This is a genomic window from Vibrio proteolyticus NBRC 13287 (genome assembly GCF_000467125.1).
GTDB classification, from domain to species: Bacteria; Pseudomonadota; Gammaproteobacteria; order Enterobacterales; family Vibrionaceae; genus Vibrio; species Vibrio proteolyticus.
In genome coordinates, this window is sequence record NZ_BATJ01000021.1 from 87,492 (window position 1) to 104,635 (window position 17,144).

13 protein-coding genes are annotated in these 17,144 nt (G+C 52.3%); 12 read left to right on the top strand and 1 reads right to left on the bottom strand.

Annotated features, from left to right (window positions below; all coding sequences use genetic code 11):
• Positions 1-10 precede the first annotated feature (10 nt).
• From murE to lpxC, 11 genes are all read left to right on the top strand, one after another.
• Positions 11-1,498 carry a UDP-N-acetylmuramoyl-L-alanyl-D-glutamate--2,6-diaminopimelate ligase gene (gene murE / locus VPR01S_RS18825; protein ID WP_021706964.1) on the top strand — a complete coding sequence of 496 codons (1,488 nt, stop codon included), beginning with the start codon at positions 11-13 and terminating at the stop codon, positions 1,496-1,498.
• Positions 1,495-2,856 carry a UDP-N-acetylmuramoyl-tripeptide--D-alanyl-D-alanine ligase gene (gene murF / locus VPR01S_RS18830; RefSeq protein ID WP_021706965.1) on the top strand — a complete coding sequence of 454 codons (1,362 nt, stop codon included), beginning with the start codon at positions 1,495-1,497 and terminating at the stop codon, positions 2,854-2,856. The genes murE and murF overlap by 4 nt, the downstream gene beginning before the upstream one ends.
• Complete coding sequence (gene mraY, locus VPR01S_RS18835; protein ID WP_021706966.1) at positions 2,853-3,935, top strand: phospho-N-acetylmuramoyl-pentapeptide-transferase; 1,083 nt, start codon at positions 2,853-2,855, stop codon at positions 3,933-3,935. Before murF ends, mraY begins: the two co-directional genes overlap by 4 nt.
• Positions 3,936-3,972: 37 nt before the next feature.
• Positions 3,973-5,286: a UDP-N-acetylmuramoyl-L-alanine--D-glutamate ligase gene (murD, locus tag VPR01S_RS18840; protein WP_174377447.1), complete on the top strand. Its 1,314-nt coding sequence runs from the start codon at positions 3,973-3,975 to the stop codon at positions 5,284-5,286.
• Between the two features lie 18 nt (positions 5,287-5,304).
• Positions 5,305-6,504 (top strand): cell division protein FtsW, encoded by a 1,200-nt coding sequence (gene ftsW, locus VPR01S_RS18845; RefSeq protein WP_021706968.1) that lies wholly within the window; start codon positions 5,305-5,307, stop codon positions 6,502-6,504.
• Positions 6,491-7,552, top strand: a complete 1,062-nt coding sequence (murG, locus tag VPR01S_RS18850; protein WP_021706969.1) for an undecaprenyldiphospho-muramoylpentapeptide beta-N-acetylglucosaminyltransferase — start codon at positions 6,491-6,493, stop codon at positions 7,550-7,552. The genes ftsW and murG overlap by 14 nt, the downstream gene beginning before the upstream one ends.
• 11 nt (positions 7,553-7,563) lie before the next feature.
• Positions 7,564-9,030, top strand: coding sequence for a UDP-N-acetylmuramate--L-alanine ligase (gene murC / locus VPR01S_RS18855; protein WP_021706970.1), 1,467 nt, complete (start codon positions 7,564-7,566; stop codon positions 9,028-9,030).
• A 176-nt stretch (positions 9,031-9,206) separates the two neighbouring features.
• Complete coding sequence (locus VPR01S_RS18860) at positions 9,207-9,965, top strand: cell division protein FtsQ/DivIB (RefSeq protein WP_021706971.1); 759 nt, start codon at positions 9,207-9,209, stop codon at positions 9,963-9,965.
• A gap of 16 nt (positions 9,966-9,981) precedes the next feature.
• Entirely contained in the window at positions 9,982-11,244 is a 1,263-nt protein-coding gene (ftsA, locus tag VPR01S_RS18865) for a cell division protein FtsA (protein WP_021706972.1), read from the top strand.
• 30 nt (positions 11,245-11,274) lie between these two features.
• Entirely contained in the window at positions 11,275-12,492 is a 1,218-nt protein-coding gene (gene ftsZ / locus VPR01S_RS18870) for a cell division protein FtsZ (protein ID WP_021706973.1), read from the top strand.
• A gap of 98 nt (positions 12,493-12,590) precedes the next feature.
• Entirely contained in the window at positions 12,591-13,508 is a 918-nt protein-coding gene (lpxC, locus tag VPR01S_RS18875) for a UDP-3-O-acyl-N-acetylglucosamine deacetylase (protein WP_021706974.1), read from the top strand.
• 82 nt (positions 13,509-13,590) lie between these two features.
• On the opposite strand, the gene VPR01S_RS18880 is transcribed toward lpxC, so the two are convergent.
• Positions 13,591-14,046 carry a DUF721 domain-containing protein gene (locus VPR01S_RS18880; RefSeq protein WP_040903129.1) on the bottom strand — a complete coding sequence of 152 codons (456 nt, stop codon included), beginning with the start codon at positions 14,044-14,046 and terminating at the stop codon, positions 13,591-13,593.
• A gap of 322 nt (positions 14,047-14,368) precedes the next feature.
• On the opposite strand from VPR01S_RS18880, the gene secA reads away from it, so the two are divergent.
• Entirely contained in the window at positions 14,369-17,095 is a 2,727-nt protein-coding gene (gene secA, locus VPR01S_RS18885; RefSeq protein ID WP_021706976.1) for a preprotein translocase subunit SecA, read from the top strand.
• Positions 17,096-17,144: the final 49 nt, after the last annotated feature.

The window sequence follows — 17,144 nt, forward strand, 5'->3', positions numbered from 1 at the left end:
GAGAAGCAGGATGACTTCCGCAATCACACTTTCGGGGCTATTGTCTCCCTGGATCCGTTTGGATGATCCACACCTTGCCGCGATGCCCGTTGCTCATTTGGAACTGGACAGTCGTAAAGTGGCCACTGGCGATGTGTTTGTCGCTGTGATCGGTCACAGTGTCGACGGACGTCGTTTTATCCCGGCCGCGATAGAACAGGGCGCGGCGGCGGTGATTGCGCAGGCGTGTGAGCGGTATCCTCATGGTTATATTGACAGCCAGCACCGTGCTCCGGTGATTTACCTGGCGGATCTGAATCAACACCTGTCACATCTCGCCGGGCGTTTGTACACCAGCCAAGGCAATGCCCTGATCGGGGTTACCGGTACCAACGGTAAAACCACCATTACCCAATTGATAGCACAGTGGCTGACATTACTGGGCAAGCGTGCCGCGGTGATGGGCACGACCGGGAACGGCTTCTTGGACGCTCTCAAACCGGCGGCCAACACCACTGGCAGCGCGATTGATATTCAACGCTCGTTAAGTGAACTCACCCGACAGGGCGCGGAATATACCGCGTTGGAGGTCTCTTCTCATGGTCTGGTGCAGCAGCGAGTCAAAGCGCTGAACTTTGCGGTCGGGGTGTTCTCTAACCTCAGTCGTGATCACCTTGATTACCATGGCAGCATGGAAGAGTATGCCCGGGCTAAATTCAGCCTGTTCACTGAACACTCCTGCCAGCACGCAGTGATCAACGTGGATGATCCGGTCGGAGCCGATTGGGCCGACGCCTTGCCAAACGCTGTGCGCGTCTCGCTCAAAGCGCAGACGAGCGGCGACCACACCGTCTATGCCGAGCAGATCGGGTATGCCGAAAGTGGTATCAAAATTCAATTCAACGGCTGTTTTGGCGCAGGCACTTTGCAGGCGCCGTTGATCGGTGAATTTAACGCGTCTAACCTGATGCTGGCATTCGTCAGTCTGATGTGTCTGGGTTTTGACATTCAGCAGTTAATCCTGACGGCGCCCCAACTGAAACCTGTCTTCGGGCGGATGGAACTCTTCCAAACCACTGACAAAGCTAAAGTAGTGGTCGACTATGCTCATACTCCGGACGCGCTAGAGAAGGCGCTTAACGCCCTGAGGGTGCACTGTCAGGGCAAGCTGTGGGGGATATTCGGCTGTGGCGGGGATCGCGACCGTGGCAAACGGCCGATGATGGCAGAAATTGCCGAACGTCTGGCGGATCACGTGATCCTGACCGATGATAATCCGCGCAGTGAAGACCCGGCCGCCATCATGACGGATATGCTGGCAGGTATGCAGCGTCCTCAGAGCGCGATCGTTCAGCACAGTCGTTTCAAGGCGCTGCAACATGCCCTCACGCACGCAGCGGCTAACGACATCATCTTACTGGCCGGCAAAGGCCATGAGGATTATCAGATCATCGCCAATGACACCATCCATTACTCAGATCGCGAATCTGCTCAGACACTGTTAGGACTGAAGGAATGATTACAGCCTCGTTAACTCAGCTTGCTGAAGTATTGAATGCCGAACTGATTGGCACCAACTGTGAGATCCACAGTGTTTCAACGGACACCCGACACATCGAGGCTGGTGCGCTGTTTGTCGCTCTGAGCGGTGAGCGTTTTGATGCCCACGATTTTGTTCCGCAGGCGATCGATGCTGGTGCCGCGGCACTGCTGGTCAGCCGCAAGCTGGACGTTGCTGCACCGCAACTTTGTGTTGAGGATACCCGTCAGGCGCTGGGTGCGCTCGCGGCCTGGGTGCATCAACAATGCCAGACACCGACGCTGGCGATCACCGGTAGCTGTGGCAAAACCACGGTTAAAGAAATGGTGGCTGGTATTCTGGCGGCGCAGGGAGAAGTGCTGTTTACCGCCGGTAACTTTAATAACGACATTGGGGTGCCGCTGACGCTGCTGCGCTCGCGCCCGCAAGACAAGTTCGCCGTGATTGAGCTTGGCGCAAACCACGTGGGTGAAATTGCTTACACCACACAGCTGGTCAAACCCAGTGTTGCTCTGGTGAACAATGTGGCCGCAGCGCACCTGGAAGGGTTTGGTTCTCTTGATGGCGTCAAGCGCGCCAAAGGCGAAATTTATCAGGGATTGGCGGCCGGCCAAACGGCGATCGTCAACTTGGACAGCAACGGCGGCGCTTACTGGGACGAGGTCCTGTCAGACAAGGTGGTCAAAACCTTCTCGCTCAGCGATCCCCAGGCGGACTACTATGCCAGCGATATTCGCTTAAACGCCGCCGGAGAGGCGCAGTTTCGTCTGCATACACCGGGCACCCAATTCGATGTCAGTCTCGGCATCGTTGGTCAGCACAATGTTGCCAACGCATTAGCCGCGACAGCGCTGGCGTGTGAGTTCGGCGCGAGTGTTGAGCAGATACAGCAGGGGCTGAGTCAGTTGGCCAACGTTAAAGGACGGGTTGAAGTTGTCGCGCTGAGCGACAAACTGAAGCTGATTGACGACAGTTACAATGCCAGTGTGCCGGCGATGAAAGCCGCCGCGGATCTGCTCGGCAGTTTCGCCGCAGAGCGCTGGCTTATTTTAGGTAATATGGCGGAGTTGGGCGATGAAAGCCTTGCACTTCACCGCCAAGTCGGGGAACATGCTGCCCCATTCAATTTTGAACATGTGTTGACGTACGGCCGTGACGCTAAAGTGATCAGTGAAGTCTGTAATGGCATTCATTTTGATTCACATGACAGCATGATCGCCTACATCGAGCAGCAACTGGAACAACAGAGTGAGCAGGCTCATACCTTGTTGATCAAGGGCGCGAACAGCGCCGGTATGAGTCGTGTAGTGGCTGCTTTAAAGGAGAAATTTTCATGATTATTTGGCTCGCGGAACTACTCCAGCCATACTTTTCATTCTTTCGATTGTTTGAATACCTGTCATTCAGAGCGATCGTCAGCATTCTGACTGCCTTGGGCCTGTCTTTGTGGATGGGGCCGCGACTGATCAAACGCTTGCAATTGTTGCAAATTGGTCAGGTGGTGCGCAACGAAGGACCGGAATCGCATTTTAGTAAACGTGGCACCCCAACCATGGGCGGGATTATGATCCTCGCGGCGATCATCATTACGGTGTTGCTGTGGACCGATTTATCGAATCCGTATGTGTGGGCTGTGCTGGCCGTGCTGCTTGGTTACGGGGCGGTTGGTTTTGTCGATGACTACCGCAAAGTCGTGCGCAAAAACACTGATGGTCTGGTGGCGCGCTGGAAATATTTCTGGCAATCGGCGATTGCGCTGGTGGTGGCCTTTGCACTGTATGCGCATGGTAAAGACACTGCGGCAACTCAACTGGTGGTGCCATTTTTCAAAGACATCATGCCGCAACTTGGGCTGATGTACATTGTTCTGACCTACTTTGTGATTGTGGGCACCAGTAATGCGGTCAACCTGACCGATGGTTTGGATGGTCTGGCGATCATGCCGACTGTACTGGTGTCGGCCGGTTTCGCAGCGATTGCCTGGGCAACCGGTAACGTTAATTTTGCCAACTACCTGCATATTCCGTATGTCCCTCAGGCGTCGGAGCTGGTGGTGGTGTGCACCGCAATCGTGGGAGCCGGACTGGGCTTCTTATGGTTCAACACGTATCCGGCACAAGTGTTCATGGGCGATGTCGGCTCACTGGCATTGGGCGGCGCGCTGGGTACCATTGCAGTGCTGGTTCGTCAGGAGTTCGTTCTGGTGATCATGGGCGGGGTATTTGTGATGGAAACGCTGTCGGTGATCTTACAAGTCGGCTCGTACAAGCTGCGGGGTCAGCGTATTTTCCGTATGGCTCCGATTCACCATCATTATGAGCTGAAAGGCTGGCCGGAGCCGCGCGTGATTGTGCGTTTCTGGATCATTTCCATCGTGCTGGTGCTGATTGGCCTGGCGACGCTGAAAGTCCGTTAAGTTATTGTTGAAGATAGATTACTGAGAATTTATGGCTATGGAACGTTGGCAGGATATTGAGAAAGTCGTGGTGGTCGGTCTGGGTATAACTGGGCTGTCGGTTGTGAAGCACTTACTTTCTCTGCCTCATTCTTTGCAGATCAAGGTTATTGATACCCGAGATAACCCGCCCGGAAAAGAGGATCTGCCGACGAACATCCCGCTCCATCAAGGCAGCTGGAAAAGTGACTGGTTGCTGGAGGCGGATTTGATTGTTGCGAATCCGGGGATCGCACTCAAGACCCCTGATATCCAGCACGCGCGGGAGGCTGGGATTCCGGTTGTCGGTGACATTGAACTGTTTGCCTGGCAGGTGGACAAACCGGTGATTGCCATTACGGGGTCGAACGGTAAGAGTACCGTGACCGACCTGACAGGGGTGATGGCCCGTGCTGCCGGGGTGAATATTGGCGTCGGTGGCAACATTGGCGTACCGGCACTCGATTTGCTCAACGAAGACGCGGATCTGTACGTGCTGGAACTGTCCAGTTTTCAGTTGGAAACCACATCCAGCCTGAAACTGCAGGCGGCAGCATTCCTCAATTTGTCGGAAGATCACATGGATCGCTACGAGGGTATGGACGATTACCGTCAGGCAAAACTGCGCATTTTCCGTCATGCTTGTCACTGCATCGTGAACAGACAAGACCCGGCGACCTATCCCGAGCAGGGTGCAATCACCGAATTTGGCCTGTGCGCCGCAGCGGACTTTGGTCTGCAGTTTGTCAACGGGGAAGAGTATCTAACGAGCCGAGGCACGCCGCTGCTGCCGTCCTCTGCGTTGACTCTGGTTGGACGCCATAACGTTGCCAACGCGTTGGTGGCGCTGGCGCTGTTGGATGCGACGCAGGTCGACATCGCGGCCACACTGGAAGCGCTGCAAGCATACAATGGCCTGACTCATCGTTGTCAGGTGGTGGCGGAGCAACATGGCGTCAAGTGGGTAAACGATTCCAAAGCGACCAATTTGGCCAGTACTCTGGCCGCGCTCTCCGGGCTGGAATGCCCGGGCAAACTCTACCTGCTGGTCGGCGGGGTAGGCAAAGGAGCGGATTTTTCAGCACTCGCGCCAGTGCTGGCAACCATGAATGTGCAGTTGTGCTGTTTTGGCGCCGATGGCGGAGCATTTATGCATTTGCATCCGTCGGCAAAACGCTTTGACTCAATGGGCGAAATCATGGCGGCGATTGCGCCGGAACTGACGTCTGGCGATATGGTGATGCTTTCGCCTGCCTGTGCCAGCTTTGATCAGTTCAAAAACTTTATGGCCCGTGGTGATGCCTTTACGCAGTTAGCCAGACAATACGCATAACCTCAGGTACCCGAGACGATGTCGATTAAGCAAATACTGCACAGTATCCGCCGCTGGTTTTCTCATCCGGCTCCCGACGCGATGTTTGACCGTCAGTTGGTGTGGATTTCGCTCGGACTGATGCTGACCGGGCTGGTGATGGTGACGTCGGCGTCATTTCCGATCAGCTCACGTCTGACCGGACAACCTTTCCACTTTATGTTTCGCCATGCCCTGTTTCTGGCGCTGGCGTTGTCCGCTGCGACTGTCATTGTTCAGGTTCCGATAGAGCGCTGGATGCGTTACAGCTCAGTGTTTCTTGGGGTCTCATTCATCCTGCTGATTGTGGTGCTGCTGGCGGGTAAGTCAGTGAATGGCGCCTCACGCTGGATTCCGCTTGGCTTATTCAACTTACAGCCTGCCGAGGTTGCCAAACTGTCGCTGTTTATCTTTATGTCCAGTTATCTGGTGCGCAAACAGGACGAAGTCCGTGAAACCTTTTTTGGCGGCTTCCTGAAACCGATCATGGTATTCGGTGCTTTGGCGGTGCTGCTGCTGGGGCAGCCTGACTTGGGGACTGTGATCGTGATGCTGGTGACCTTGTTCGGCATGCTGTTTATCGCCGGGGCGAAACTCTCTCAGTTTATCGCACTGATGGTGGCCGGAATTCTCGCGGTGATCGGCTTGATCGTTGCCGAGCCTTACCGGATGCGCCGAGTGACCTCGTTTCTTGACCCATGGGAAGACCCGTTCGGCAGCGGCTATCAGTTGACGCAGTCGCTAATGGCGTTTGGCCGCGGCGAATGGATGGGGCAAGGCCTCGGCAACTCCATTCAGAAGCTGGAATACCTGCCGGAAGCTCATACCGACTTTGTGTTCGCCGTGCTGGCTGAAGAGCTGGGCTTTATCGGCGTTATTCTGGTGCTGATGTTGATATTCGCTCTGGTGATCAAAGCGGTGCTGATCGGTAAAAAAGCGTTTGAACATGAACAGAATTTTGGCGGTTACCTTGCCTTTGGTATCGGCATTTGGTTTGCTTTTCAGACCATGGTTAACGTTGGCGCCGCAGCGGGCATTGTGCCAACCAAAGGTCTGACATTACCGCTGATCAGCTATGGTGGCTCGAGTCTGATCATTATGTCGGTGGCAGTGGCGATTCTGCTGCGTATCGATTTTGAATGCCGCCTGCTGGATAAACACAAACTTGCAATAGAAACTGAGCCTGATGAAACAAAATAAACGTCTGATGGTAATGGCCGGTGGGACCGGGGGGCACGTCTTCCCCGGACTGGCTGTTGCACACAAACTGCAGCAACAAGGCTGGGATATTCGCTGGCTGGGAACCGCCGATCGTATGGAGGCGGATCTGGTGCCCAAACACGGTATCGATATCGATTTTATTCGCGTTAAAGGACTGCGGGGGCAAGGCGTACTGCGTCTGCTGAAAGCGCCGTTTCAGATCGTGAATGCCATTCTGCAGGCCCGCCATTATATGAAAGCCTGGCAGCCGGATACGGTACTGGGCATGGGCGGTTATGTCAGTGGCCCCGGGGGCATTGCTGCCTGGACACTGGGGATCCCAGTGGTGCTGCATGAGCAAAATGCCGTCGCCGGATTGACCAACCAATGGTTGTCCAAAGTGGCGAAGAAAGTTTTTCAGGCTTTTCCGGGCGCCTTCCCGCAAGCTGAAGTGGTTGGCAATCCGGTCCGTGATGATGTGGTGCAACTGCCGCCTCCGTCGGAGCGCATGCGGGATCGTACCCAGCCGGTTCGTATTCTGGTGATGGGGGGCAGTCAGGGGGCTCAGATCCTGAACCGTACTTTGCCAGAGGTGATGGCAACGCTGGGTGACGGCTACGTTATCCGTCATCAGGCGGGAAAAAACAACCAACGCCCGGTACAAGAGGCGTATCAGCAAGCCGGAGTCACTAACGCAGAGGTGATCGAGTTTATCGATGATGTGGCGCAGGCTTACGCCTGGGCTGATCTGCTGGTGTGTCGCTCAGGTGCCTTGACGGTATCGGAAGTGTCAGCTGCCGGCGTGGGCGCAATCTTCATTCCTTTCATGCATAAGGATCGCCAGCAGGCACTGAATGCTGACCACCTGGTCGAGTGCGGGGCGGCAAAAATGATTGAACAGCCACAACTGACCGTCGACAGTCTAACCCGAGAGATTCAGGCACTGGATCGCAGCCAACTGACCGCCATGGCAGAGAAAGCCCGGGCAGCGGCTAAACTCAACGCGGATCAAGTTGTGGCGGACGCCATCGTAGCGCTAACCAAATAGAGAACGAGCATATGACGATACAACACACTCAAGACCTTGCTCAGATCCGGGCGATTGTTCCGGAAATGCGCCGTGTTAAATGCATCCACTTTATCGGCATCGGTGGTGCCGGTATGAGCGGTATCGCTGAAGTCCTGCTCAACGAAGGTTATCAGATCACCGGATCGGACCTGGCGGAGAATGCCGTCACTGAGCGCCTGCAAAGTAAGGGCGCGCAAGTGTACATCGGACACCAGGCGCTGAATGTGCAACACGCCAGTGTGGTGGTGGTCTCTACGGCGATCAATGAAGAAAACCCGGAAATCATCGCCGCTCGTGAACGACGCATTCCGATTGTTCGCCGTGCTGAAATGCTGGCGGAGCTGATGCGTTTCCGTCACGGCATTGCTGTCGCCGGGACGCATGGCAAGACCACTACGACGGCCTTAGTGACGCAAATTTACTCAGAAGCCGGTCTGGATCCAACGTTTGTGAATGGTGGACTGGTAAAAAGCGCCGGGACTAATGCCCGTCTCGGTTCAAGCCGGATTTTGATCGCTGAAGCCGACGAAAGTGATGCGTCTTTTCTTCACTTACAGCCGATGGTCAGCATCGTCACCAATATTGAAGCCGATCACATGGACACTTATGGCGGTAACTTCGATACTCTCAAACAGACGTTCATTGATTTTCTGCACAACTTGCCGTTCTACGGTCAGGCGATTTTGTGTATTGACGATCCTGTGGTGCGTGAACTGATCCCGCGCGTCAGCCGTCAGGTGATCACTTATGGCTTTTCGGCCGACGCTGATGTGCGGATTGAACATTACCGTCAGGAAGGTCAACAGGGCAAATTTACTGTCGTGCGTCAGGGACGCAAAAATTTGGATATTACGCTGAACATTCCAGGACGTCACAACGCCCTGAATGCCTCTGCGGCGATTGCGGTGGCAACCGAAGATGATATCGATGATGCGGCGATCCTGGCGGCTATGGCTGGTACTCAGGGGACCGGACGCCGGTTTGATCATCTGGGCGAGTTTGATACCGGCAACGGCCATGCCATGTTGGTGGACGACTATGGCCACCATCCGACGGAAGTAGACGTGACCATCAAAGCGGCGCGCAGTGGTTGGGCGGACAAACGTCTGGTGATGGTGTTTCAGCCACACCGCTACAGTCGCACCCGCGATCTGTACGATGATTTTGCCAATGTGCTCGATCAGGTGGACGTGTTGATCATGCTGGACGTCTACGCCGCAGGGGAAAAACCAATCTCCGGTGCTGATAGCCGTTCGCTGTGCCGGACCATTCGCAGCCGTGGAAAACTGGAACCTATATTTGTGCCTGACAGTCAAACTCTGCCCGCGGTATTAGCTAATGTTTTACAAGATGGTGACTTAGTATTAACGCAAGGCGCGGGTGATGTTGGCAAAGTAGCAAAGCAATTAGCTGCACTGGAACTGAATATCGAGAAAATGCAGAACGCGGAAGAGTAGATTGGATATTTCGAAGATTTAAACACAATTCGTATTTAAAGCTTCGATTTCTCAATTTCAATATTTGCTACTTTCACTTACCTCAGTATAATCCAAAGGTTAAAGTAAGTGCTTTTACCTCTATTACGAAAAAGGAATAGGGAAATATTGCAGGCTAATGGCAAGGACAACGGACTTTGATTAAAAGTGCTTTAAATGAAGGCCGTTGGTTACCCAATTATCCACTAGTCAGACAACATGCCACAGGCGGCTGTTTTCTGCTGGTGGTTTTGTTGTTGATTGGCTCAATGCTCTATTCAACACTGTCATGGATGTGGGACGATCAACGATTACCCCTGTCTAAGATTGTGTTACAAGGCGATTTGGAATACGTCACGGCTCAGGATGTCCAGCGCGCGTTCGCGAAGCTGGATCACATCGGAACATTTATGTCGGAAGATATCGATGGACTGCAGAATACCGTACAAACCATCCCTTGGGTTGCGCATGCTTCCATTCGTAAACAGTGGCCTGATACCATCAAAGTGTTTTTGACGGAGAATCACCCGGCCGCGATATGGAATGGGACCGCACTGCTGAATGACAAAGGTCAGGTGTTTAACGGCGATGTCGGTAAACTGAAAGAGGAGCGAGTGAAACTTTACGGTCCGCAGGGATCCAGTGAAGAAGTTCTCTCGGTCTGGAAAGATATCGAGCCGCGTTTTCAAACTCTGGGGCTGAACATCAGCTCGTTAGTATTAAACGAACGCCGAGCCTGGCAAATCATATTGGAGAATGGCATTCGTCTGGAATTGGGCAAAGAATCGCTCGAAGAAAGGATCGAACGTTTTTTATTCCTGTATAAGAAATTAGGTAGCGAGGCTGAAAAAGTCAGCTACGTCGACCTCAGGTACGATACCGGAGCCGCCGTTGGTTGGTTCCCGAAAGAAGAGTAAGCACAAGAGAACTCAGATGACTAAGACTGCAGATGACAGCATTATTGTTGGTCTCGATATAGGCACTGCAACCGTATCAGCTCTGGTCGGTGAACTGCTCCCTGATGGTCAGATCAACATTATTGGTGCCGGTACCAGCCCATCACGTGGGATGGACAAAGGCGGCGTCAACGATCTGGAATCGGTCGTGAAGTCGGTTCAGCGTGCCATTGACCAGGCTGAGTTGATGGCAGAATGCAGCATCAGCAATGTGTTTATTTCTCTCTCCGGCCGCCATATTGCGAGCCGGATTGAAAAAGGCATGGGCACCATTTCTGAGGAAGAAGTTTCTCAGGATGATATGGATCGCGCCATTCATACTGCGAAATCGATCAAAATTGGGGATGAACAACGCATTCTTCACGTGATCCCGCAGGAATTTACCATAGACTATCAGGAAGGGATCAAGAATCCGCTTGGTTTGTCTGGGGTTCGGATGGAAGTGAGTGTTCACCTGATTTCATGCCACAATGACATGGCACGGAATATCATCAAAGCGGTAGAACGTTGCGGTCTGAAAGTGGAACAACTGGTCTATTCGGGCCTGGCGTCTAGCAACGCCGTGATTACCGAAGATGAACGTGAGTTGGGTGTCTGCGTCGTCGATATCGGCGCGGGTACGATGGATGTGTCCATCTGGACTGGCGGCGCGCTGCGCCACACCGAAGTATTCTCATATGCGGGTAACGCCGTGACCAGTGATATCGCGTTTGCGTTTGGTACTCCAGTCAGCGACGCAGAAGAGATCAAAGTAAAATATGGCTGTGCTCTTAGTGAGCTGGTCAGCAAGGATGATACGGTTAACGTTCCTAGTGTTGGCGGTCGCCCGTCGCGCAGTTTACAAAGACAAACCTTGTCTGAGGTAATTGAACCTCGCTACACTGAACTTATGGGACTGGTTAATCAGACGATCGATACTGTTCAAGAAAAACTGCGTGAGGATGGCATTAAACACCATTTGGCAGCAGGGATTGTGCTCACCGGCGGGGCGGCACAAATTGAAGGTTTGGTCGAGTGTGCGGAACGGGTATTCCGCAACCAAGTCAGAGTCGGCAAGCCACTGGAAGTGAGCGGGCTCACAGATTATGTAAAGGAGCCGTACCATTCTACGGCAGTTGGTTTACTTCATTACGCAAGAGACAGTCGAATTAACGACGATACCGAGTATAACGAGCCGAAGCGCCAGTCCATGTCGGGATTGTTAGGTCGTTTGCGTAATTGGATACAGAAAGAATTTTAACCTGAGCAGCAGGAAAGGCGGAGATAACACATGTTTGAACCGATGATGGAAATGTCTGACGATGCAGTAATTAAAGTCGTTGGAGTAGGTGGTGGCGGCGGTAACGCTGTCGAACACATGGTGCGTGAGTCCATCGAAGGTGTGGAATTCATCAGTGTTAACACGGATGCACAAGCACTTCGTAAAACAAGCGTAAACACAGTGATTCAGATTGGTGGCAACATCACTAAAGGTCTGGGCGCGGGCGCTAACCCTCAAGTCGGGCGTGAAGCCGCTCTCGAAGATCGCGATCGCATTAAAGAAGTGCTGACCGGTGCCGATATGGTATTTATCGCAGCGGGTATGGGCGGTGGTACTGGTACTGGTGCTGCTCCTGTTATCGCAGAAGTGGCAAAAGAACTGGGTGTTCTGACTGTCGCAGTGGTGACCAAGCCTTTCAGCTTTGAAGGTAAAAAGCGTCTTGCTTTTGCTGAGCAGGGGATCGAAGAGCTGTCTAAACATGTGGACTCTCTGATTACGATTCCAAACGAGAAGCTTCTGAAAGTACTGGGTCGCGGCGTCACTCTGCTTGAAGCCTTTGCCAGCGCGAATGATGTACTGAAAAATGCTGTTCAGGGTATTGCTGAGTTGATTACTCGTCCTGGCATGATCAACGTCGACTTTGCTGACGTTCGTACTGTGATGTCGGAAATGGGTCACGCCATGATGGGCAGCGGTGTCGCGAAAGGCGAAGACCGTGCTGAAGAAGCGGCAGAAACCGCTATCTCCAGCCCGCTACTGGAAGACATCGATCTGGCAGGCGCTCGTGGTGTGCTGGTTAACATCACGGCGGGTCTGGATATGCGTCTGGATGAGTTTGAAACTGTGGGTAACACAGTGAAAGCCTTCGCATCTGACAATGCAACAGTGGTTATCGGTACATCGTTGGATCCTGATATGACGGAAGAAATCCGCGTCACCGTGGTCGCCACGGGTATCGGCAACGAGAAAAAACCAGACATCACTTTGGTGGCTGGCGGTAAGGCAAAAGTCGCACCAGTTGCTCAACCACAGCAAACTGCACCAGTTGTTCCTCAGCAACCTGCAGCCAAAGTGGAAGAGAAGCCGGCACAACCTTTGCAGCAGGAAAAACCACAAGTCAGTCAGCCAGCGGCATCGAGCTCGTCTAATCAGGCAGCCGCACCGAAAGCTGAGAAGGAAAGTGGTTACTTGGATATACCAGCATTCTTGCGTCGTCAGGCTGATTAAGAAATCATCATAATTTGACACTGTTCAAAATTATGGTAGCATACCCGGTCAATGGCATCATCGGCCGTGGTTTGTGGCACTTATATAGAGGCAAGTAGATGATCAGACAACGTACTCTGAAAGAAATAGTGAAAACAACTGGTGTGGGTCTCCACTCTGGTCGTAAAGTCACGCTTACTCTTCGCCCTGCCGCTGCAAACACTGGGGTTGTGTACCGTCGTACCGATCTCAATCCACCGGTTGATTTCCCGGCGAACGCAGAATCTGTACGCGATACTATGCTGTGTACCGCTTTGGTCAATGACGAAGGCGTGCGCATCTCGACTGTTGAGCACTTGAACGCGGCTTTGGCTGGAATGGGGATCGATAACGTCGTCATCGAAGTGGATGCGCCGGAGATCCCAATCATGGACGGTAGCGCGAGCCCGTTTGTGTTCCTGCTTCAGCAAGCCGGTATTGAAACGTTGAACGCACCTAAACGTTTTATCCGTATTAAAAAGCCAGTGCGCATCGAAGATGGCGACAAGTGGGCTGAATTGGTACCGTTCAACGGTTTCCGTATGGACTTCGAAATTGAGTTCAGCCATCCGGCGATCGACTCTGACGAGCAACACCTGCGCTTCGACTTCTCTTCACAAGGGTTTGTGAAAGAGATCTCTCGTGCTCGTACGTTCGGCTTTATGCGTGATATCGAATACCTTCAGGCACAGAATTTGTGCTTGGGCGGCAGCTTCGATAACGCGATCGTATTGGACGATTACCGTATTCTGAACGAAGACGGCCTGCGTTTTGAAAACGAATTTGTAACCCATAAAGTGCTGGATGCGATTGGTGACCTTTACATGTGTGGTCATGCGATCGTGGGTGAATTCCGTGCCTTTAAATCCGGTCATGGTCTGAATAACCAGTTGCTGCGTGCGGTACTGGCGGATCAGGAAGCGTGGGAATGGGCAACGTTTGAAGAAGAAGCGGGTTCTCCAGTTGCGTTTGCAGAGCCAAATATGGTTCTGGCGTAACGGCAAAATAGATTATAAAAAACCAGACCTGAGGTCTGGTTTTTTTACATCCGAATTTTGTGATTTGGGCAATACTGGCGGTTTATTTGCGTGACAGTTTGGCGATATTTTCCAGGCGCTGTTTGATTTTGTCCGGCGCATTTTGCGCAATAGTACGCAGATAAGCGGCCGCACAGTCTGAAATCGGTGGTCTGGGCGGTGCACTCTGCTTCTCTTCTGCGACGCTTCTGACTCTGTAGAGATCCGGATTGATCCTGATCTCTATACTGATCAGACGAGCGTAACCCTGATGGCGCAGCTGGTTCAATAAATGCAGCCGATCGCGGTCAAGCTTCATTTTGATCGCTGCACTGGCGACTTCAAGCACCAGCACACTGTCTTTCAGGTTTGCCACCCGGCAATGATCCGCCGCGTTGGCAGGCAACAGAGATTGGAGGATCCGGTTGATCGCCAGGATCTCTTCTGCATGCGCCTGTAGCTGGCTCATTTTGGATTTCGCCAGAATGGTGTCGGTGGAAGTAGGGCGGTGGTCTCTCATCATTGCAATCTAAACTTCGATTTACAGTTAGTGTAATCCAAGCTTTGCCCAGAAGATAGGGGCGTCAGCGACCAATTGTTCATCAAATAATTGATAAAAAATAAGTCCGCTTCAAACAAATGGCCTTGATGATGGTTGTTTGCGGAAAAATTCCTTAAACTAACGGCCGCAAATTGTAACTTTTGCCTTGAAATACAGTATTCTCATCACAATATCTCATGTGATACATGATTTATCTCAGTATTCTTAGTTCAAGACTGGTAGAGACTGAAGGCAAAAAAGTAGACCTAGGGAAGGTCTAAGAAAGAGAGATTCATAGCAAATGATAACTAAGCTACTGACAAAAGTAATTGGTAGCCGTAATGACCGTACATTGCGTCGCCTTAGAAAGATTGTAAAAGAGATCAATAATTACGAGCCGAGTTTTGAAGCTCTGTCTGATGACGAGCTGAAAGCGAAAACCGTTGAGTTCCGTGAGCGCCTGGAAAAGGGTGAAACACTCGACCAACTTCTACCAGAAGCTTTTGCTACCGTTCGTGAGGCATCGAAACGTGTTTTTGGCATGCGCCACTTCGACGTGCAGATGATTGGTGGTATGGTGTTGAACGCAGGCCAAATTGCTGAGATGCGTACCGGTGAAGGTAAAACGCTGACGGCCACTTTGCCAGCTTACTTGAATGCACTGCCAGGTAAAGGCGTTCACGTTGTCACGGTGAACGATTACCTTGCCAAGCGTGATGCTGAGACCAACCGTGCGCTGTTTGAATTCCTGGGTATGACCGTTGGCGTCAACGTGCCGAACATGCCGCCGCATGAGAAAAAAGCAGCGTATCAAGCGGATATTTTATACGGAACAAATAACGAATTTGGTTTTGACTACCTGCGCGATAACATGGCGTTTCGTAGTGAAGACCGTGTTCAGCGCGATCGCTTCTTTGCGATTGTCGATGAGGTGGACTCCATCCTGATCGATGAAGCGCGTACGCCACTGATCATCTCTGGTCCTGCTGAAGACAGCTCAGAACTCTACACCCGCATCAATACACTGATCCCACATCTGCAGAAGCAAGATAAAGAGGATTCAGAAGAGTACCGCGGTGATGGTCACTACACCGTGGATGAAAAGTCGAAACAGGTTCATCTGACTGAGACTGGTCAGGAGTTTGTTGAAGAACTGCTGGTCAAAAACGGTTTGATGGAAGAGGGCGATACGCTCTACTCACCAACCAACATCAGCTTGCTGCACCATGTGAACGCGGCGCTGCGTGCCCACGTGTTGTTTGAGCGCAACGTTGACTACATCGTGACAGACGAAGGCGAAGTGGTGATCGTGGATGAACACACCGGTCGTACTATGCCGGGCCGTCGTTGGTCTGAAGGTCTTCATCAGGCAGTCGAAGCCAAAGAAGGCGTCAAGATCCAAAACGAAAACCAGACACTGGCCTCCATCACTTTCCAGAACTACTTCCGTCTGTACGAGAAGCTGTCGGGTATGACAGGGACGGCGGACACGGAAGCGTTCGAATTCCAGTCGATTTACGGCTTGGAAACTGTGGTGATTCCAACCAACAGACCGATGATCCGCAACGATATGCCTGATGTGGTTTACCGCACCGAAGGGGAAAAATTCGCGGCGATCATTGAAGACATCAAAGAGCGCGTGGCGAAAGGCCAGCCAGTACTGGTGGGTACGGTATCGATTGAAAAATCAGAGTTGCTGTCTAACGCGTTGAAGAAAGCCAAAATTAAGCACAACGTACTCAACGCCAAATTCCACGAAAAAGAAGCAGAAATCGTCGCCGAAGCGGGGAAACCGGGCTCGGTGACCATTGCCACCAACATGGCGGGTCGTGGTACCGATATCGTGCTGGGTGGTAGCTGGCAGGTCAAAGTGGAGTCAATGGAGAACCCGACTCAGGAACAGATCGATGCCATCAAAGCTGAATGGCGTCAGGTGCACGATCAAGTGCTGGAAGCGGGCGGTTTGCATATCATTGGTACTGAACGCCATGAATCACGTCGTATCGATAACCAGTTACGTGGTCGTTCTGGTCGTCAGGGGGACGCTGGTTCGTCTCGCTTCTACCTGTCGATGGAAGACTCTCTGCTGCGCATTTTTACCTCAGACCGGATGGCGAGCTTGATCCAAAGTGGTATGGATGAAGGTGAAGCGATCGAATCCAAGATGCTGTCGCGTTCGATTGAAAAAGCCCAGCGTAAAGTGGAAGGTCGCAACTTCGATATCCGTAAACAGCTGCTTGAATTTGACGATGTCGCCAATGACCAGCGTAAAGTGGTTTATGAGCTGCGCGATGAACTGATGAGCGTTGATGACATCAGTGACATGATTGAACAGAACCGCCTCGATGTGTTCACGTCAGTGATCGACGAATACATCCCACCTCAGTCTTTGGAAGACATGTGGGAAGTGGAAGGTTTGCAAGAGCGTTTACGTAACGACTTCGATTTGGATCTGCCAATTAAACAATGGCTGGAAGAAGACGACAAACTGTACGAAGAAGCGTTGCGTGAGAAAATCATCGATGCGGCTGTTACGGTTTACAAAGCCAAAGAAGAGACCGTAGGTGAAACTGTCCTGCGCAACTTCGAAAAATCGGTGATGCTGCAAACGCTCGATACCTTGTGGAAAGAGCATCTGGCGGCGATGGATCATCTGCGTCAGGGGATCCACCTGCGTGGTTACGCGCAAAAGAACCCGAAACAGGAGTACAAACGTGAATCGTTTGAACTGTTCGAGGGCTTGCTGGATTCACTCAAGTTTGATGTGATTGCCATCCTGTCGAAAGTACGTGTACAGCAACAGGAAGAAGTTGAGCGGATGGAAGCTCAGCGTCAGGCGCAGGCAGAAGAAGCAGCTCGTCGTGCTCAGGCGCAACACGCTGCGGCGGAAAACCCGCTCTCCGACGGTGAAGAAGAGTCGGGGGCGCATCAACCTATGGTGCGTGATGAGCGTAAAGTGGGTCGTAACGAACCTTGCCCGTGCGGCAGCGGTAAAAAATACAAACAGTGCCACGGTAAAATTGCTTAATTACCGGGCGGTTTGCCTGTTAAAAAGAGTCGCGTTGAGCGGCTCTTTT